The organism is Burkholderia sp. SIMBA_062 (assembly GCF_046534765.1).
GTDB lineage: Bacteria > Pseudomonadota > Gammaproteobacteria > Burkholderiales > Burkholderiaceae > Burkholderia > Burkholderia ambifaria.
Genome location: NZ_JAWRYD010000011.1, coordinates 13,884 through 33,461, shown reverse-complemented (window position 1 = coordinate 33,461; position 19,578 = coordinate 13,884). Strand labels below are relative to the sequence as shown.

General features: G+C 66.4%; 17 protein-coding genes. 2 read left to right on the top strand and 15 right to left on the bottom strand.

From position 1 onward, the window contains the following. Positions 1-27 precede the first annotated feature (27 nt). Positions 28-228, top strand: a complete 201-nt coding sequence (locus SB786_RS13960) for a DNA gyrase inhibitor YacG (RefSeq protein WP_410727959.1) — start codon at positions 28-30, stop codon at positions 226-228. Between the two features lie 60 nt (positions 229-288). Here the strand turns inward: SB786_RS13960 and SB786_RS13955 are convergent, their stop codons facing one another. The 4 genes from SB786_RS13955 to secA form a co-directional block, all read right to left on the bottom strand. Continuing rightward, positions 289-747, bottom strand: coding sequence for an NUDIX domain-containing protein (locus SB786_RS13955; RefSeq protein ID WP_410727958.1), 459 nt, complete (start codon positions 745-747; stop codon positions 289-291). After that, positions 744-1,613, bottom strand: coding sequence for an ATP-binding protein (locus SB786_RS13950; protein ID WP_410727957.1), 870 nt, complete (start codon positions 1,611-1,613; stop codon positions 744-746). Before SB786_RS13950 ends, SB786_RS13955 begins: the two co-directional genes overlap by 4 nt. 19 nt (positions 1,614-1,632) lie before the next feature. Further along, positions 1,633-2,874: a bifunctional glutamate N-acetyltransferase/amino-acid acetyltransferase ArgJ gene (gene argJ / locus SB786_RS13945; protein ID WP_410727956.1), complete on the bottom strand. Its 1,242-nt coding sequence runs from the start codon at positions 2,872-2,874 to the stop codon at positions 1,633-1,635. 143 nt (positions 2,875-3,017) lie between these two features. Further along, the gene (gene secA, locus SB786_RS13940; protein ID WP_410727955.1) at positions 3,018-5,816 is read right to left on the bottom strand and encodes a preprotein translocase subunit SecA; all 2,799 of its coding nucleotides are present in this window, start codon (positions 5,814-5,816) and stop codon (positions 3,018-3,020) included. Between the two features lie 268 nt (positions 5,817-6,084). On the opposite strand from secA, the gene SB786_RS13935 reads away from it, so the two are divergent. Further along, positions 6,085-6,564 (top strand): DciA family protein, encoded by a 480-nt coding sequence (locus tag SB786_RS13935; RefSeq protein ID WP_410727954.1) that lies wholly within the window; start codon positions 6,085-6,087, stop codon positions 6,562-6,564. Positions 6,565-6,650: 86 nt separating this feature from the next. On the opposite strand, the gene lpxC is transcribed toward SB786_RS13935, so the two are convergent. The 11 genes from lpxC to mraY all read right to left on the bottom strand — a co-directional run bounded on the left by lpxC (position 6,651) and on the right by mraY (position 19,562). Then, a complete protein-coding gene (lpxC, locus tag SB786_RS13930) occupies positions 6,651-7,568 on the bottom strand; it encodes a UDP-3-O-acyl-N-acetylglucosamine deacetylase (protein WP_006756824.1) in 918 nt (305 codons plus the stop codon). Positions 7,569-7,808: 240 nt separating this feature from the next. Continuing rightward, positions 7,809-8,315: a peroxiredoxin gene (locus SB786_RS13925; RefSeq protein WP_011655895.1), complete on the bottom strand. Its 507-nt coding sequence runs from the start codon at positions 8,313-8,315 to the stop codon at positions 7,809-7,811. Between the two features lie 198 nt (positions 8,316-8,513). Further along, on the bottom strand, positions 8,514-9,710 hold the full coding sequence (gene ftsZ, locus SB786_RS13920) for a cell division protein FtsZ (protein ID WP_006477012.1): 1,197 nt from the start codon (positions 9,708-9,710) through the stop codon (positions 8,514-8,516). Between the two features lie 190 nt (positions 9,711-9,900). Then, positions 9,901-11,133 carry a cell division protein FtsA gene (ftsA, locus tag SB786_RS13915; RefSeq protein ID WP_006752447.1) on the bottom strand — a complete coding sequence of 411 codons (1,233 nt, stop codon included), beginning with the start codon at positions 11,131-11,133 and terminating at the stop codon, positions 9,901-9,903. Between the two features lie 26 nt (positions 11,134-11,159). Beyond that, complete coding sequence (locus tag SB786_RS13910; RefSeq protein WP_410727952.1) at positions 11,160-11,912, bottom strand: cell division protein FtsQ/DivIB; 753 nt, start codon at positions 11,910-11,912, stop codon at positions 11,160-11,162. Positions 11,913-11,931: 19 nt separating this feature from the next. Continuing rightward, on the bottom strand, positions 11,932-12,873 hold the full coding sequence (locus tag SB786_RS13905; RefSeq protein WP_175744827.1) for a D-alanine--D-alanine ligase: 942 nt from the start codon (positions 12,871-12,873) through the stop codon (positions 11,932-11,934). Position 12,874: 1 nt separating this feature from the next. Beyond that, the gene (murC, locus tag SB786_RS13900; RefSeq protein WP_410727951.1) at positions 12,875-14,272 is read right to left on the bottom strand and encodes a UDP-N-acetylmuramate--L-alanine ligase; all 1,398 of its coding nucleotides are present in this window, start codon (positions 14,270-14,272) and stop codon (positions 12,875-12,877) included. Between the two features lie 79 nt (positions 14,273-14,351). After that, on the bottom strand, positions 14,352-15,455 hold the full coding sequence (gene murG / locus SB786_RS13895) for an undecaprenyldiphospho-muramoylpentapeptide beta-N-acetylglucosaminyltransferase (protein WP_410727950.1): 1,104 nt from the start codon (positions 15,453-15,455) through the stop codon (positions 14,352-14,354). A 121-nt stretch (positions 15,456-15,576) separates the two neighbouring features. Further along, positions 15,577-16,860 (bottom strand): putative lipid II flippase FtsW, encoded by a 1,284-nt coding sequence (gene ftsW / locus SB786_RS13890; protein WP_006756816.1) that lies wholly within the window; start codon positions 16,858-16,860, stop codon positions 15,577-15,579. Further along, positions 16,857-18,365: a UDP-N-acetylmuramoyl-L-alanine--D-glutamate ligase gene (murD, locus tag SB786_RS13885; RefSeq protein WP_410728101.1), complete on the bottom strand. Its 1,509-nt coding sequence runs from the start codon at positions 18,363-18,365 to the stop codon at positions 16,857-16,859. Before murD ends, ftsW begins: the two co-directional genes overlap by 4 nt. 27 nt (positions 18,366-18,392) lie before the next feature. Further along, complete coding sequence (gene mraY / locus SB786_RS13880) at positions 18,393-19,562, bottom strand: phospho-N-acetylmuramoyl-pentapeptide-transferase (protein ID WP_006752439.1); 1,170 nt, start codon at positions 19,560-19,562, stop codon at positions 18,393-18,395. Between the last annotated feature and the right edge of the window lie 16 nt (positions 19,563-19,578).

The window sequence follows — 19,578 nt, the reverse complement described above, 5'->3', positions numbered from 1 at the left end:
GGCCCTGCGCCGGTTCGACGCTTTCGTATGACTACCGTGGTGAAATGTCCTTCGTGCGGCGCAGAAGTGCGCTGGACGCCTGAAAACAAGTTCCGCCCGTTCTGTTCGGCCCGCTGCAAGCAGCTCGACCTCGGCGCATGGGCCGCGGAAAAGTACCGGATCGGCGGGTCCTCCGACGAAGGTCCGTCGTCCGGGGAAGACGGCACCGACGACCGCCGCGACAGCTGAGCGGCGCGCGGTACCTCCGCAGGCGGATGCGGCCCGCTTTTCAGGCGAGCGGCCGCGGCGTCATTGCGACGCCGCTTCCTTCTCGAGCAATTCCAGCACCGGCAGCGCCGCCGGCAACAGCGGCGCGACGTCGACCGGCAGTTGCTGCCACACGAACGCCTGGCCTTCCTTGCTGTGCGGCTCGCCCGTCCAGCCCGTCACCTTGCAGAAATAGAGCCGCACGTACGCGTGCGGATAATCGTGCTCGAGCGTATGCCAGCGGTGGCTGGCGGTGACGACGATGCCGAGTTCCTCGTGCAGCTCGCGCGCCAGTGCGTCCTCGACGCTCTCGCCGGCTTCCAGCTTGCCGCCCGGGAACTCCCAGTAGCCTTCGTACGGCTTGCCCTGCAGCCGCTGCGCAAGCAGGTAACGGCAGCCGCGGACCGGACTGCCGGGCTGCACCATCACGCCGACCGCGACTTCCGTCACCTTGCGGCCATCAGGCGCGCGCACGGCGCCCACTGCGGAATCCGTGCTCATGCCTGCTCCTTTCGACCCGACCAATCGCGCGCGAACTGCCACGCGACCCGCCCCGAGCGCGAACCGCGCTCGAGCGCCCAGACGAGCGCGTCGCCGCGCGCCGTTTCGATCTCGCCGTCCGCGCAGCCGAAATGGCGCAGCCAGTGCGCGACGATGTCGAGATAGTCGTCCTGCTTGAACGGGTAGAAGCTGACCCACAGGCCGAAGCGCTCCGACAGCGAAATCTTTTCCTCGACGACTTCACCAGGGTGGATCTCGCCGTCCGGCAGATGCTTGTACGACTCGTTGTCGCTCATGTACTCGGGCAGCAGATGGCGGCGGTTCGACGTCGCGTAGATCAGCACGTTGTCGGACTGCGCGGCGACCGAGCCGTCGAGCGCGACCTTCAGCGCCTTGTAGCCCGATTCGCCTTCCTCGAACGACAGATCGTCGCAGAACACGATGAACCGCTCCGGACGCTGCGCGATCAGATCGACGATATCGCCGAGATCGTGCAGGTCGTCCTTGTCGACTTCGATCAGGCGCAGCCCGTCCTTCGCATAGGCATTCAGGCACGCCTTGATCAGCGACGACTTGCCGGTGCCGCGCGCACCGGTCAGCAGCACGTTGTTCGCCGGCTTGCACTGCACGAACTGTCGCGTGTTCTGTTCGATCAGCCCTTTCTGCCGATCGATGTTGTGCAGATCGTCGAGCGTGATCGACGACGCGGCCGGCACCGGCTGCAGATAGCCGCGCCCCTGGCGCTTGCGCCAGCGAAACGCGGTGGCGGCATTCCAGTCGACAGCCGCCGGTACGGGCGGCAGCATCCCCTCGAGACGGCCGAGCAGCGCTTCGGCACGCGTCAGAAACTGTTCGAGCTTGTCCATGTCGTCCAAGCGCTCCCGATCAGGAGCGGTAATCCGCGTTGATGCTCACGTAATCGTGCGACAGGTCGCACGTCCAGACGGTAGCCTGCGCGTCGCCGCGGCCGAGCAGCACGCGGATCGTGATTTCGCTCTGCTTCATCACGCGCTGGCCGTCCTCTTCCTGGTAGGCCGGGTTGCGGCCACCGGCCTTCGCGACGAGCACGTCGTCGAGATAGAGATCGATCTTGCCGACGTCGAGATCCGTGACGCCCGCATAGCCGATCGCCGCGAGAATCCGGCCCAGGTTGGGGTCGGATGCGTAGAAGGCCGTCTTCACCAGCGGCGAATGACCGATCGCGTAGGCGATCTGGCGGCACTCGGCGACGCTCTGGCCGCCTTCGACCTGCACCGTCATGAATTTCGTCGCGCCTTCGCCGTCGCGCACGATCAGTTGCGACAGCACCTGGGCGACCTGCGTGACCGCTTCGCGCAGCGCCGCATAGGCCGGCGAGTCGGTCGACGTGATCGCGGGCAGCGTGCTCTTGCCCGACGCGATCAGGATGAACGAGTCGTTGGTCGACGTGTCGCCGTCGATCGTGATGCAGTTGAACGAGCGATCGGCCACTTCCTTCACGAGCGTGTCGAGCACCGGCTGCGCGACGTTCGCGTCGAACGCCAGGAAGCCGAGCATCGTCGCCATGTTCGGCTTGATCATGCCCGCGCCCTTGCTGATGCCCGTCAGCGTGACCGTGTGACCGTCGATCGTCACCTGGCGCGACGTGGCCTTCGGCAGCGTGTCGGTCGTCATGATCGTCTGCGCGGCGTCGTACCAGTTCGCGGCCTTGCGGTTCGCGAGCGCGGCCGGCAGCCCTGCCTTCAGGCGGTCGATCGGCAGCGGCTCGAGAATCACGCCGGTCGAGAACGGCAGCACCTGGGCGGCGTCGATGCCCGCGAGACGCGCGAGTTCCGCGCAGGTTTCGCGCGTGTGCGCGAGGCCCGGCTCGCCGGTGCCCGCATTCGCATTGCCCGTATTCACGACGAGCGCACGGATGCCCGCGCCGCCCGCACGCACGTTGGCCAGATGCTCGCGGCACACGATCACCGGTGCGGCGCAGAAGCGGTTCTCGGTGAATACGCCGGCGACCGTCGCCCCTTCCTCGACGGAGACGACCAGCACGTCCTTGCGATTCGGCTTGCGGATGTTCGCTTCCGCCCAGCCGAGCGTGACGCCGGCGACGGGATGCAGTTGGGCGGGATCGATCGACGGAAAATTGACAGCCATGGGGCACACCTGCCGGATGGAAAATGCCGGCACGCGCCGGCATTGATTGGAAGAACCGACGGCCGCACGAGCGGGCCGCCGCAACTCACTTCACTGACTCGAAGCTGCGGATGAAGCGGCACGCCGATGCGCGCCGCCGCCGATCATGACAACTTCCCGTGACATTGCTTGTACTTCTTGCCGCTGCCGCACGGGCACGGGTCGTTGCGACCGACCTTCGGCATCTCGCCGCCGGGGCCGCTGTGGGTCATCGCGCTGCCGACCATGTCGGCCGTCGCGGTGGCCGCCGTGGCGGCCGCGACGTTCGCCACCGGCGCGCCGGATTCCGCGTAGTCGGCGTGCTGATACTCGACGTTCTCGAGATGACCGCTGCGCTCCTCGATCTGCTCGGCGGCTTCCTCGAGCTGCTCGGGCGACTGGATCTGCACGTTCATCACGATGCGCGTGACTTCCTGCTTGATCGCATCGAGCATCGCGGCGAACAGCTCGAACGCTTCACGCTTGTACTCCTGCTTCGGGTTCTTCTGCGCATAGCCGCGCAGGTGGATGCCCTGGCGCAGGTGGTCGAGCGCAGCGAGGTGCTCGCGCCAGAGGCGATCGACCGTCTGCAGCATCACCGAACGCTCGAACGCGCTGAACGATTCGCGGCCGACCATCGCGACCTTCGCCTCGTACTGCTCGTCGGCGGCGGTCGTCACGGCGTCGAGAATCTCCTCGGCCGTGATCGACGACGACTCGTTCACCATTTCCTGGATTGCCAGGTCGAGCTGCCAGTCGTTGCGCAGCGCTTCCTCGAGCTCGGGCACGTCCCACTGTTCCTCGATGCTGCCTTCCGGCACGAACTGGCGGACGACTTCGGTGATCACGCCGTGACGCATCGCCGAGATCGTCTCGGTGATGTCATGGGCTTCGAGCAGTTCGTTGCGCTGCTGGTAGATCACCTTGCGCTGGTCGTTCGACACGTCGTCGTATTCGAGCAGCTGCTTGCGGATGTCGAAGTTGCGTGCTTCGACCTTGCGCTGCGCGGATTCGATCGAACGCGTGACGATGCCGGCCTCGATCGCCTCGCCTTCGGGCATCTTCAGGCGATCCATGATCGAACGCACGCGGTCTCCCGCGAAGATGCGCAGCAGCGGATCGTCCAGCGACAGATAGAAGCGCGACGAACCCGGGTCGCCCTGGCGGCCCGCACGGCCGCGCAGCTGATTGTCGATCCGGCGCGATTCGTGGCGCTCGGTGCCGATGATGTGCAGGCCGCCCGCGGCCTTCACCTGCTCGTGCAGCGTCTCCCACTCGTCGTGCAGCTGCTTGATGCGGCGCGCCTTTTCGTCGGCCGGGATCGCTTCGTCGGCTTCGATGAACGCCGCCTGCTTCTCGGCGTTGCCGCCGAGCACGATGTCGGTACCGCGGCCGGCCATGTTGGTCGCGATCGTGATGCGTTTCGGACGGCCGGCTTCCGCGACGATCGCGGCTTCACGCTCGTGCTGCTTCGCGTTCAGCACTTCGTGCGGCAGCCCGGCCTGCTTCAGCAGGTGCGACAGCAGTTCCGAGTTCTCGATCGACGTCGTGCCGACCAGCACCGGCTGACCGCGCTCGTAGCACTCGCGAATGTCGCGGATCACCGCGTCGTAGCGCTCCTTGGCGGTCTTGTAGATCTGGTCCTGCTTGTCGATCCGCTTCGGCGGGCGGTTGGTCGGGATCACGACCGTCTCGAGGCCGTAGATCTCGTTGAATTCGTACGCTTCGGTGTCCGCCGTACCCGTCATGCCCGCGAGCTTCGCGTACATCCGGAAGTAGTTCTGGAACGTGATCGAGGCGAGCGTCTGGTTCTCGCTCTGGATCTTCACGTGTTCCTTCGCCTCGACCGCCTGGTGCAGGCCGTCGGACCAGCGGCGGCCCGCCATCAGGCGGCCCGTGAATTCGTCGACGATCACCACTTCGCCGTTCTGCACGACGTAGTGCTGATCCTTGTAGAACAGCGTGTGCGCGCGCAGCGCCGCGTACACGTGGTGCATCAGCGTGATGTTCTGCGGCGCGTACAGGCTCTCGCCCTCACCGATCAGGCCCCACTCGGAGAGCAGCCGCTCGGCCTTCTCGTGGCCCGATTCCGTCAGGAACACCTGGCGCGATTTTTCGTCCAGCGTGTAGTCGCCCGGCTTCTCGACGCCGGTGCCGTCGGCCTTCTCCTCGCCGATCTGGCGCTCGAGCAGCGGCGGCAGCGCGTTCATCCGCACGTACAGTTCGGTGTGATCTTCCGCCTGGCCCGAGATGATCAGCGGCGTACGCGCCTCGTCGATCAGGATCGAATCCACTTCGTCGACGACCGCGAAGTTCAGTGCCCGCTGCACGCGCGCTTCGGTCTCGTAGACCATGTTGTCGCGCAGGTAGTCGAAGCCGAACTCGTTGTTCGTACCGTAGGTGATGTCCGACGCGTAGGCCTGCTGCTTCTGATCGTGCTCCATGCCGGACAGGTTGATGCCGACCGACAGACCGAGGAAGTTGTAGAGACGCGCCATCCATTCGGCGTCGCGCTGTGCGAGGTAGTCGTTGACCGTCACGACGTGCACGCCGCGGCCAGCGAGCGCATTCAGGTACACGGGCAGCGTCGCGACGAGCGTCTTGCCCTCGCCGGTGCGCATTTCCGCGATCTTGCCGTAGTGGAGCACCATGCCGCCGATCAACTGCACGTCGAAGTGGCGCATCTTCAGCACGCGGCGGCTCGCCTCCCGGCAGACCGCGAACGCCTCGGGCAGCAGCTTGTCGAGCGACTCCCCGGCCGCGACCCGCTGACGGAACTCATCCGTCTTGCCGCGCAACTGGTCGTCCGTCAGCTGCTCGATCTGCGTTTCGAGCGCATTGATCGTCGCGACGGTCTTTTGATATTGCTTGACGAGCCGCTGGTTGCGGCTGCCAAAGATTTTTTGGAGAAAACCGGTTGTCATCGGATCGGATCCTGCGTCGTAGCACCGGCCGCCCGGCGCGTGTTGCGCGCCCCGACGCCCGAGCCTCGGCGGCTTAGCGAATTAGTGGAATCAAACGAGGAATTTTAGCACGCGGGGACGCATGCGCCCGTGTGCCGCCTGGACCCGCGCCGCGCGCCCAGCCCGCGCGGGCCACCCGGCGCACGGCCCGAAAGCCGCCCGCGCGCGGGCCGGCGCGGGTACAATCGGCGTCAACGTCCGCGCACGTGCGCGCCCGAACAATGCCTCGATGAACCGATTTTCCAAGCGTTTCGGCCCGCTCTCCGCGTATCGCCCGCAACCCGTGTCCGAAGTGCTCAACCGCACCGACGCGTTCGCCGCGCTGCGCGCCGGCGTCGAACAGGTCGCATCGCTGCAGCGCGACCTCACCGTGCTCCTGCCCGACTATCTTGCGAATCATGTCGAACCGGGCTCGATCAAGGACGGCACCCTGACCCTCTTTGCCGCGCACAATGCGCTCGCTGCCCGGCTGCGGCAGGTCGAGCCGCGGCTGCTCGCCGAGCTGCAGAAGCGCGGCTGGCCGGTTTCGGCACTGCGCGTGCGCGTGCGGCCAAAGGACGCGCCGGAACCGCCGCACGTGAAGCAGGCGCGCATGACGACCGTCGGCGCCGCCGCGTTGCGCGAACTCGCCGATCACCTCGAGCCGTCGCCGCTGCAAGCCGCGCTCGCGCGGATGGCCGCGCGGCACGGCGCGAAGTCGTCGCGCTGAGCGCGCCGCCGATTCCGGCCACCCAACAAAAAAGCGACCCGAAGGTCGCTTTTTTATTCGCTCGTGACGAACGCCACGAACGCCGATCAGGCGAAGGCTGTCTGCGCGTCGAACGCAAACCCTTTCGGCGCAGCTTGCGGATCGTCGAACGTGACGATCTCGTACGCGTCTTCGTGGGCGAGCAGCTCGCGCAGCAGCGCGTTGTTCAGCCCGTGACCCGACTTGTATGCCGTGTAAGACGCCAGCAGCGGATGGCCGACCACGTACAGGTCGCCGATCGCGTCGAGCATCTTGTGCTTCACGAACTCGTCGTCGTAGCGCAGCCCGTCGTTGTTCAGGATCCGGTATTCGTCGAGCACGATCGCGTTGTCCATGCTGCCGCCGCGTGCGAGACCCAGCTCGCGCATCATTTCGACTTCGTGGGCAAAACCGAACGTGCGTGCGCGCGCGATTTCGCGCACGTACGACGTGTTCGCGAAGTCGACCTCGAGTTCCTGGCCGGTCTTGTCGACCGCCGGATGACGGAAGTCGATCGTGAACTTCAGCTTGAAACCGAAATACGGCTCGAGACGCGCAAACTTGTCGCCGTCACGGATTTCGACCGGCTTCGTCACCTTGATGAAGCGCTTCGGCGCGTTCTGCTCCTCGATGCCCGCGGACTGGATCAGGAACACGAAGGACGCGGCGCTGCCGTCCATGATCGGGATTTCCTCGGCCGTCACGTCGACATAGAGGTTGTCGATGCCGAGGCCGGCGCATGCCGACATCAGGTGCTCGACGGTCGACACGCGCGCGCCATCCTTCTGCAGCACCGACGCGAGCCGCGTGTCGCCGATCGACATCGCGGATGCCGGGATGTCGACAGGCGTGGGCAGGTCGACGCGCGAGAAAACGATCCCCGTGCCCGGCGCGGCCGGGCGGAGCGTCAGTTCGACCTTGCGGCCCGAGTGCAGACCGATACCCACGGTCTTCACGATCGATTTGATGGTGCGCTGCTTCAGCATGGTCTTCTTCAACTTGATTGAGAATCTCAATCAGGAGTTATATTCGATAGGTGGGATTATAGCGTAATTCCCTATTCAACGCTGTTTGAAACTGCGTATCAATCTGTTTCGACTGTTTACCCGCGTCGATACGGGACGGGCCGATGCCCGGAACGGAGGCGTTTCCGGTCATCGGCCCGTGTTACAACTGCCCCGACGGCGTTGAGCAGCGTTGCCGGCAGGCAACGGCGCACCGCACGATCAGGACGTCAACGTCGCGAGAACACTCGCCGCATCGCTTACTTCGAACTTGCCCGGCGCTTCGACGGCCAGCGTCTTGACCACACCGTCGTCGACCACCATCGCGTAGCGCAGGGAACGGATTCCCATGCCACGCGCGGACAAATCCTGCGTGAGCCCCAGCGCATGAGTGAAAGCAGCGCTGCCGTCCGCCATCATGCGCACCTTGCCCGCGGTGTGCAGATCACGTCCCCATGCGCCCATCACGAATGCGTCGTTGACGGACACGCACCAGAGCTCGTCGATGCCCGCCGAGCGCAATTGCTCGGCGTGCTCGACATAGCCCGGCACATGCTGCGCCGAACAGGTCGGCGTGAAAGCACCCGGCAATCCGAAGATCACCACCCGCTTTCCCGCCACCTGGTCGCGCACGCTGAAGGCGTTCGGCCCCAGCGTGCAGCCTGCGCGCGCGTCGTCGATGAACTCGAACAATTGCGCGTCGGGCAGCGCGTCGCCCACTTGAATCATGGCTGGTCCCTCATAGCGATACGGTTTTTCAGCGTATTGCGGACAGCACGTCCCATCCCGCTCCGCTCATGCGAAGAGGGCACGTTTCCCGGCCCGGCGTCGCATCCGACGCGGCCTGTCGTGGTCCGTGGCATCCGTCACGCCGGCGTTACCGCGGCAATCTCAGCGATTGCGCCGCGGCTTCGCCTGTGTGCGTCGTCAGTCAGCCTGCTTGCGCAGGAAAGCCGGGATGTCGTACGTATCGACACCCTTCTCCTGCAGCGCCTGCACGTGCGATGCCGCGGTTTCGCGCGAGTTGCGCCACACCGCCGGCGTATCGAGCGCGCCGTAGTCGGCCGTGCTGACGTGGTGCGGCTGCGCGTAACCGTGCGAGACCGCGCTGACCGGCTGGTTGTCGGTACCCGTGCGCAGCAGCGTCATCGGAGCCGATTGCTGCTTCTTCGCCGCCCGGCCCAGACCCGTCGCCACGACCGTCACGCGCAGTGCATCGCCCATCGCGTCGTCGTACACCGCACCGAAGATCACCGTCGCATCTTCCGCCGCGTAGCTCTTGATCGTGTTCATCACTTCGCGCGTTTCCGACAGGCGCAGCGAACGGCTCGACGTGATGTTGACCAGCACGCCGCGCGCGCCCGACAGATCGACGCCTTCGAGCAGCGGGCTCGCCACGGCCTGTTCCGCCGCGAGGCGTGCGCGATCGACGCCGGCGACCGTCGCCGTGCCCATCATCGCCTTGCCCTGCTCGCCCATCACCGTCTTCACGTCTTCGAAGTCGACGTTCACGAGACCATCGACATTGATGATTTCGGCAATGCCCGCGACCGCGTTGTTCAACACGTCGTCCGCGCACTGGAAGCACTTGTCCATCTCGGCGTCATCGCCCATCACGTCGAACAGCTTGTCGTTCAGGACGACGATCAGCGAGTCGACGTGATCCTCCAGTTGCTGCGAGCCTGCTTCCGCGACGCGCATGCGCTTGCCGCCTTCGAATTCGAACGGCTTGCTGACGACGCCAACCGTCAGGATGCCCATCTCCTTCGCGATCTGCGCGACCACCGGCGCCGCGCCCGTGCCCGTGCCGCCGCCCATGCCGGCGGTGATGAACACCATGTGCGCACCGCGCAGTGCATCGGCGATGCGCTCACGCGCTTCTTCCGCCGCGGCACGGCCCATTTCCGGCTTCGCACCGGCGCCGAGGCCCGTGTTGCCCAGTTGGATCACCGACGATGCGCGCGAACGCGACAGCGCCTGGGCGTCCGTGTTCATCACGATGAAGTCGACGCCCTGCACGCCGCGGTTGATCATGTGCTGAACGGCATTGCCGCCAGCGCCGCCAACGCCGACCACCTTGATGATGGTGCCGTTGGTTTCGGTTTCCAGCATTTCGAATTCCATTGTTGCCTCCGTCAAGAAAATAAGACTACTCGGCCGTTATTCGGCAGGAGATCGGGCAACCCCCTGTCGCGCGCCAGCCGCCGGCACCGGCGCGAATTTCGATTCGGTTCATCCTCAGGACAACATCGGGCCGCCCCGCGTTTTCCTGGCCCCGTCAGGGGCAGGCTCGGCGTACCGAGCCGTGGGGTACTCAAAAATTGCTCAGGAACCATTCCTTCATCCGCGAGAAGATCTGCCCCGCGTTGCCGGACTGCACGGCGACCTTGCGGCCGCGCATGCGCTGCGCACTGCCTTCGACGAGCAGGCCCATCGCCGTCGAATAGCGCGGATTGCGCACCACGTCGGCGAGGCCGCCCGCGTATTCCGGCGCGCCGATGCGCACCGGTTTCAGGAAAATGTCCTCGCCGAGCTCGACCATGCCCGGCATCATCGAAGCCCCGCCGGTAATGACCACGCCGGAGCTCAGCAGTTCTTCGTAACCCGACTCGCGCACGACCTGCTGCACGAGCGAGAACAGTTCCTCGACGCGCGGCTCGATCACCGCCGCGAGCGCCTGGCGCGACAGCGTGCGCGGACCGCGTTCGCCGAGGCCCGGCACTTCGACCATCTCGTCCGGATCGGCGAGCGCCTGCTTGGCGATGCCGTAGCCGACCTTGATGTCTTCCGCGTCCGGCGTCGGCGTGCGCAGCGCCATCGCGATGTCGCTCGTGATCTGGTCGCCGGCGATCGGAATCACCGCGGTATGGCGAATCGCGCCTTCGGCGAAGATCGCGATGTCGGTCGTGCCGCCGCCGATGTCGACGAGCACCACGCCGAGATCCTTCTCGTCTTCCGTCAGCACGGCCAGCGACGACGCGAGCGGCTGCAGGATCAGGTCGTTCACTTCCAGCCCGCAGCGGCGCACGCACTTGACGATGTTCTGCGCGGCACTGACGGCGCCCGTCACGATGTGCACCTTCACCTCGAGGCGGATACCGCTCATCCCGATCGGCTCGCGCACGTCTTCCTGGCCGTCGATGATGAATTCCTGCGTGAGGATGTGCAGCACCTGCTGGTCGGTCGGGATGTTGATCGCCTTCGCGGTCTCGATCACGCGCGCGACGTCTGTCTGCGTGACTTCCTTGTCCTTGATCGCGACCATCCCGCTCGAGTTGAAGCTGCGGATATGGCTGCCGGCAATCCCCGTGAACACGTTGGTGATCTTGCAGTCGGCCATCAGCTCGGCTTCCTCGAGCGCGCGCTGGATCGACTGCACGGTGGCCTCGATGTTGACCACCACGCCCTTCTTCAGACCTTTCGATTCGCTCTGGCCGAGGCCGATGACCTCGTAATGGCCTTCGCCCTTCAGCTCGGCGACGATGGCCACCACCTTCGACGTGCCGATGTCGAGGGAAACCAGCAGATCCTTGTAGTCTTTGCTCATAAAGTGCTCTTGCGTGTGATCTCTCGTTACTTCTTGCGCTTGTCGGTATCGGTCAGGAACCGCATGCCTGCCGCACGAATCGCGAATCCGTTCGGATAACGCAGGTCCGCGTACTCGATGTCGTTGCCCCAACGCTCCGTGACAGCCGGCCACGCGGCGACGAGGCGCTGGCTCCGGTCATGCAGGGTCTCGCTGGTGCGCTCCTTGCCCAGTTCGACCTGCATGCCGTTCGACAGCTTCACCGTCCACGCATAGCGCGCCGACAGCGTCACTTCTTCCGGCGCCGCCTTCAGCGGCGCAAACCATTTCGCGAAGTCGCGATACCGCGTGACGACTTCCTTCGCACTGCCCTCCGGCCCGTCGAACGCCGGCATTTCCTGATCGAGTTCGCCCTGGTTCGCGGTGAACAGCTCGCCGTCGACGCTCACGAGCTGCGCGCTGCCCCAGGTCCCGAGCGGTTTGTACTCCTCGAGCGTGACAGCCAGCGCATTCGGCCACACCCGGCGCACGCTCGCGTGACGCACCCACGGCATCTGCTCGAACGCGGCCCGCGCCGAGTCGAGATCGACCGTGAAGAAATTGCCCTTCAGCCGGCCGACCACGCCCGCACGCACCGTCGGCGAGTTGATGTGCTCGGTGTCGCCGTCGATCCGGATCTCGCGCAACGCGAACGTCGGACGCTGGATCAGCCAGTAGCAGCCGGCCGCCGCCAACACGAGCAGCAGCAGCGCGTACAGCGCGCTGGCGGCAAGGTTGAGTTGGCGAACGTTGTTCCACATACGTCGTTCCGTTCCTGCGTCAGTCGTTGAGCGTAAGCGACAGCACCTTCACGACCAGCTCCGAATAGCTGATGCCGATCGAGCGCGCGGCCTTCGGCGGCAGCGAATGGTCGGTCATCCCGGGGGCCGTGTTCACTTCCAGGAAATACGCGTTGCCCGCGGCGTCGAGCATGAAATCCGCCCGCCCCCAGTCGGTGCAGCCGAGCACGTCGAACGCGCGGCGCGCGATGCGCTTCAGTTCGGCTTCCTGCTGCGCCGGCAGCCCGCAGGGAATCAGGTACTGCGTATCGTCGGCGACATACTTCGCGTGGTAGTCGTAGAACTCGCCCGCCGGCACGATCTTGATCAGCGGGAGATCGAGATCGCCGGCGATGCACGCGGTGTATTCGCCGCCGCCTTCGATGCTCTTCTCGACGATCACGATCTTGTCGTGCGTCGCGGCTTCCGACAGTGCGGCGGGCAACGCGTCGGCCGTCTTCACCTTCAGCACCGCGACGCTCGAGCCTTCGCTCGCCGGCTTCACGAACAGCGGCAGGCCGAGCTTCGCGACGATGTCCGTCGCGCGCGCCGCGTAGTCGTCGCCGCGCATCACCGTCTCGAACGGCGGCGTCGGCACGCCTGTTTGCTGCCACACGAGCTTCGTGCGGAACTTGTCGAGGCCGAGCGCCGAGCCGAGCACGCCGCTGCCCGTGTAGCGGATCCCGTAGAAATCGAGCGCGCCCTGGATCTGGCCGTTCTCGCCATAGCCGCCGTGCAGCGCGTTGAACGCGCGCACGAAGCCTTCATCCTTCAGCGCCGACAGCGGCCGCTCGGCCGGGTCGAACGGATGCGCGTCGATGCCCGCGTCGCGCAGGCCCTGCAGCACGAGGCGGCCCGAGGTGAGCGACACCTCGCGCTCGGCGGATTCGCCGCCGAACAACACTGCCACCTTGCCGAAACGTTTCGGATCGATCCCGCTCATGTCATGCCTTCTGTTGAATGTGTTGCACGAGCTTCGCCGGCACGCCGCCGATCGAACCCGCACCCATTGTGATCACCACGTCGCCGTTGCGCGCGACCCCCGCCAGTGCGTCCGGCACGCCGTCGACCGACGCGACGAATACCGGGTCGACCTTCCCCACCGCACGCAGCGCACGCGACAGCGCGTCGCCGTTGGCCGTCGCGATCGCCGCTTCGCCGGCGGCATAGACTTCCGTCAGCACCAGCGCGTCGACCGTCGACAGCACGTTGACGAAGTCGTCGAAACAGTCGCGCGTGCGCGTGTAGCGGTGCGGCTGGAACGCCAGCACGAGGCGGCGGCCCGGAAACGCGCCGCGCGCGGCGGCGACCGTCGCGGCCATCTCGACCGGGTGGTGGCCGTAATCGTCGATCAGCGTGTACTGGCCGCCGTCCGCGCTCGGCACCTCGCCGTAGCGCTGGAAGCGCCGGCCGACGCCGTTGAATTCCGCCAGCGCCAGCTGGATCGCGTCGTCCGACACGCCGAGATCGGTCGCGATCGCGATCGCCGCGAGCGCGTTCTGCACGTTGTGCAGGCCCGGCAGGTTCAGCACCACCGCGAGCGGCGCCCGGCCTTCGCGGATCACCGTAAAGTGCATGCGGCCGTCGCGCGCGTCGATGTCTTCCGCGCGCACCTGCGCATCCGGCGACAGGCCGTAGCGCACGACCGGCTTCGAGATGAACGGGATGATCTGCCGCACGTTCGGATCGTCGACGCACACGACCGCGCTGCCGTAGAACGGCAGGCGCTGCGTGAATTCGATGAACGCCTGCTTGAGCCGCGCGAAATCGTGGCCGTAGGTGTCCATGTGGTCGGCGTCGATGTTCGTGATGACTTCGATCACCGGATACAGGTTCAGGAACGACGCGTCCGACTCGTCGGCCTCGGCGACGATGAAGTCGCCCGTGCCGAGCCGCGCGTTCGCGCCGGCGCTGATCAGCCGGCCGCCGATCACGAAGGTCGGGTCGAGGCCGCCGGCTGCGAGCACGCTCGCGACGAGGCTCGTCGTCGTGGTCTTGCCGTGCGTGCCGGCAATCGCGATCCCCTGCTTCAGGCGCATCAGCTCCGCGAGCATCACCGCGCGCGGCACGATCGGCACACCCTGGTGCCGTGCGGCCAGTACTTCGGGATTGTCCGAGCGCACGGCCGTCGACACGACGACCGCGTTCGCACCCGCGATGTTCGCCGCGTCGTGGCCGATCGCGATCCGCGCGCCGAGCGCCTCGAGACGATCGGTCACCGCGTTGCGCGACAGGTCCGAGCCGCTGACCTCGTAGCCGAGGTTGACGAGCACTTCGGCGATGCCGCTCATGCCCGCGCCGCCGATCCCGACGAAATGAATCTGTTTGACGATGTGTTTCATGTCAGCCTCCGCCGGGCCGCCCCAAGGCGGCTGACCGCCCTCTTGGGTGACAGCAAACGAAGTGAGCTTGGGGGTTGTTTCATTTGATTTCTTCCAGGTTCGCGCCGGCCACCGTCGCGCAGATGCGCGCGACTTCGTCGGTGGCCTCGGGCTTGGCCAGCGAGCGCGAACGCTCCGCCATGTCCGCGAGCGAGGCACGCGACTGGCTGCGCAGCCAGTCGGCGAGCAACTCTGCCGACAGGTCGCGTTGTTGCACCAGCACCGCCGCACCCGCATCGGCGAGGAACGCGGCGTTGGTCGTCTGGTGATCGTCGACCGCGTACGGGAACGGCACGAACAGCGCCGCCACGCCCACCGCCGCGATCTCCGACACCGTCATCGCGCCGGAACGGCAGATCACGAGATCCGCCGCCGCGTACGCACTTGCCATGTCGTCGATGAACGGCACGAGCCGCACGGCGTCGCCGCCCGCGAAACCGGCCGCTTCGTAATTCGCCTTCAGCGCGTCGATGTGCTTCGCGCCGGCCTGGTGCACGACGCGCGGGCGCTCGCCCGGCGCCAGCAGCGCCAGCGCGCGCGGCACGACTTCGTTCAGTGCGGCCGCACCCAGGCTGCCGCCGACCACCAGCAGGTTCAGCGGGCCGCTGCGCGATGCATAGCGTGCTTGGGGCGTTTCCGTGCGCGCAAGTTCCGCGCGAATCGGGTTGCCGGTCCATTGCGCGTGCGGCAGTGCGCCGGGGAACGCGACGAGCACGCGCTTCGCGAATTTCGCGAGCACCTTGTTCGCGAGGCCGGCAATCGAATTCTGTTCGTGCAGCACGAGCGGACGGCCCGACAGCGCGGCCATCACGCCCGCCGGGAACGTGATGTAGCCGCCCATCCCGAGCACAACGTCGGGCCGCACGCGACGCAATGCGCCGAGGCTCTGCCAGCACGCGCGCAGCAGGTTGAACGGCAGCGTCAGCTTGGTCTTCAGGCCCTTGCCGCGCAGCCCGCCGAAGCGTACGTATTCCATCGGAATGCCGTGTTTCGGCACGAGCGTCGCTTCCATTCCGGCCGGATTGCCGAGCCATACGACGCGCCAGCCCGCCGCTTCCATCCGGTGCGCGACAGCGAGCCCCGGGAACACGTGGCCCCCGGTGCCGCCTGCCATCACCATCAGCGTGCGTCGCGACGCGGTCATACCTTCCCTCCGCGCATCAGCAAGAATGAATCGATGTTTTGGCTACGGCCGCTACGCTTGACTTCGCACGCTGCGCGCACGAAGTCAGCCTTCGCCGAAATCGCGTACTGACGCGGGGAGGTCATACCTTCCCTCCGCGCATCAGGACGCGATTTTCGTAATCGACCCGCAGCAGCACCGCGAGCGCGACGCAATTCAGCAGAATGCCCGAGCCGCCGTAGCTCACGAGCGGCAGCGTCAGGCCCTTGGTCGGCAGCAGGCCGAGGTTCACGCCCATGTTGATGAACGTCTGCGCACCGAACCAGATGCCGATGCCCTTCGCGGTCAGGCCCGCGAACGTGCGGTCGAGCGCGAGCGCCTGGCGGCCGATCTCGAATGCGCGGCGCACGATCCAGTAGAACAGCAGGATCACGACCAGCACGCCGACGAAACCGAGCTCCTCGCCGATCACCGCGAGGATGAAGTCGGTATGCGCTTCGGGCAGGTAGTTCAGCTTCTCGACGCTGCCGCCGAGACCGACGCCGAGCCACTCGCCGCGGCCGAACGCGATCAGCGAGTGCGTGAGCTGGTATGCCTTGCCTTGCGCGTAGCGTTCGTCCCACGGATCGAGATACGCGAAAATCCGCTCGCGGCGCCACGGCGAGAGCCACACGAGCATCGTGAACGTGCCGACCGCCGTCGCGACGAGCCCGCCGAACAGCTTGCCGTTCACGCCGCCGAGGAACAGCACGCCCATCGCGATCGCGGCGACCACCATGAACGCGCCCATGTCGGGCTCGAGCAGCAGCAGCGCGCCGACGAGACCGACCGCGAACGCCATCGGCAGGAAGCCCTTCGCGAAGCTCTGCATGTATTCCTGCTTGCGCACCGTGTAGTTCGCCGCGTAGATCGTCACCGCGAGCTTCATGATTTCCGACGGCTGCATGTTCGTGATGCCGAGCGGAATCCAGCGGCGCGCGCCGTTCACGCCCTTGCCGACGTGCGGAATCAGCACGATCACGAGCCCGACGAGTGCGATCAGGAAGAGATGCGGCGCGTACTTGTCCCACGTCGACACCGGTACGCGGAACGCGATCACCGCCGCGATGAACGCGACGCCGAGCGACACGCAATGACGCATCAGAAACGCGTAATCGTGATACGCCGCGTATTTCGGCGAATCGGGCATCGCGATCGACGCCGAATACACCATCACGACGCCGAGCCCGAGCAACGCGATCGCGACCCACAACAGCGAGTAGTCGAAGTCGAGCATCCGCGAGCGGCTCGGCCGCACGCCGTTGACGACGCTGGCGAGGCCGCCCGTCGCGGCGCGCGTGGCCGACGCAACGCGGCCGCCCGCGGCATTGCCGCCGGTGCCGCGCCGGTCGTTGAAACGGGAGACGAGGCGATCGGACCAGCTCATGTCGTCGCTCCTTTGTCGATGGCGATTTCGTCCACGGCCGCGCGGAACACGTCAGCGCGGTGTGCGTAGTTCCTGAACATGTCGAGGCTCGCGCACGCGGGCGACAGCAGCACCGCGTCGCCCGGCTCCGCGAACTCGGCCGCCGCATGCACCGCCGCCTCGAGCGTCGCGTGGTCGGCAAGCGGCACGCCCGTCTGGGCGAGCGTGTCGCGAATCGCCGGCGCATCGCGGCCGATCAGCATCACCGCGCGGCACCACCGCGCGACCGGCGCGACGAGCGGCGAGAAATCCTGCCCCTTGCCGTCGCCGCCCGCGATCAGCACGATCTTCTGCGCGAGTCCGTCGAGCGCGGCCACCGTCGCGCCGACGTTCGTTCCCTTGCTGTCGTCGACGTAGTCCACGTCGTCGATCGTCGCGATCACTTCGACGCGATGCGCTTCGCCGCGGTATTCGCGCAGCGCGTGCAGCAGCGGCGCTGCGGCCAAGTCGATCGCACGCGCGAGCGCGAACGCGGCCAGCGCGTTCGCCGCGTTGTGCAGCCCGCGGATGCGCAGCGCGTCGGCCGGCATCAGCCGCTTCTGCGCGATGTCGGGCGTATGCGCGCCGTCGCGCTTGCGCCGGCGGCTCGTCGTCTCGTCCGGCGCGTCGCGGTCGACCGCCTCGACCAGCCACGCGATGCCGTTGTCGCGCGACAGGCCATAGTCGCCCTCGTGCGCCGGTTCGTTCAGGCCGAACGTGACCGTGCGCGCCGCATCGGCAGCACCGGCGGCCGGCGCGAACTTCATCACGGCCGCATCGTCACGATTGAGCACGCGCGTGGTCGTCGCGCCGAAGATCCGGCCCTTCGCCGCGGCATACGCGTCGAAGCTGCCATGCCAGTCGAGGTGATCCTGCGTGATGTTGAGAATCGCGGCCGCGTCGGGCGCGAACGTGCTCGCCGTCTCGAGCTGGAAGCTCGACAGTTCGAGCACCCATACGTCGGGCAGGGCCGTCTCGTCGATCGCGCCCGCGAGCCGGTCGAGCATCGCCGGGCTGATGTTGCCGGCGACCGCGACCTTCTTGCCCGAACGCTGGCACAGCAGGCCCGTGAGGCTCGTCGTCGTGGTCTTGCCGTTGGTGCCGGTGATTGCGAGCACCTTCGGCTGGTAGCCGCTCGTGCCGAGCGCGCGCAGCGCCTGCGCGAAGAATTCGAGCTCGCCCCACACCGCGATCGCGCGCTCGTTCGCGGCCGCGATCAGCGCGGCGAGCGCCGGTTCGAGCGGCGACAGGCCCGGGCTCAGGCCGACGATCTCGACACCGCCATCGAGCAGCGCGGGCGTGAACGGCCCGCCGACGAACTCCGCATCGATGCCTTCGGCCTGCAGCGCGGCAAGGTTGGGCGGCGCCTCGCGGGTATCGGCAATACGCAGCCGGCACCCGTGCCTCGCGCACCATCGCGCGATCGCGAGGCCCGATTCCCCGAGCCCCAGTACGAGCACCATCGGCCGCTGCCGATCTCCAAACATCTCGCCAGACATCCTTTTACCTTTCCTTTACCGCAACTTGAGGGTGGACAGACCGAACAGGCACAGCATCAGCGTGATGATCCAGAAACGCACCACCACCTGCGTTTCCTTCCAGCCGGACAATTCGAAATGGTGATGCAGCGGCGCCATCTTCAGCAGGCGCCGCCCTTCGCCGTAACGCTTCTTCGTGTACTTGAACCACGACACCTGCAGCATCACCGACAAGGTTTCCGCGACGAAGATGCCACCCATGATGAACAGCACGATTTCCTGGCGCACGATCACCGCGACCGTGCCGAGCGCGCCGCCGAGCGCCAGCGCGCCGACGTCGCCCATGAACACCTGCGCGGGATGCGTGTTGTACCAGAGGAACGCGAGCCCTGCCCCGCCCATCGCGGAACAGAAGATCAGCAGTTCGCCCGCGCCCGGAATGTGCGGGAACAGCAGGTATTTCGAATAGACCGAGCTCCCCATCACGTAGGCGAACACGCCGAGCGACCCACCGACCAGCACGACCGGCATGATCACGAGGCCGTCGAGGCCGTCGGTGAGGTTCACCGCGTTGCTCGCGCCGACGATCACGAAGTAGGTCAGCACGATGAAGCCCCACACGCCCAGCGGGTAGCTGATCGACTTCAGGAACGGCAGCATCAGGTCGGCACGCGCGGGCAGCCCCATCGACAGGCCGCTGCGCACCCACGCCATGAACAGGTCGAACACGCGCACGTTGTTCGCCTCGGACACGCTGAATGCCAGGTAGACCGCCGCGAACAGCCCGATCACCGACTGCCAGAAATACTTTTCGCGCGACGACATCCCGCGCGGGTCCTTGTAGACGACCTTGCGATAGTCATCGACCCAGCCGATCACGCCGAAACCGAACGTGACGAGCATCACGATCCAGATGAAACGGTTCGTCAGATCGCCCCACAGCAGCGTCGCGACCGCGATGCCGATCAGGATCAGCACGCCGCCCATCGTCGGCGTGCCGGACTTCACGAGGTGGCTCTGCGGGCCGTCCTTGCGCACGGCCTGCCCGACCTTCATTTGCGTCAGCTTGCGAATCACCCACGGTCCGCACACGAGCCCGATCCCGAGCGCGGTGATGGTAGCCATCACCGCACGGAACGTCAGGTACGTGAACAAGCGCAAAAAGCTTGCGTCTCCTTGCAGCCATTGCGCCAGCGCCAGCAGCATGCTTCCTTCCTTCTAC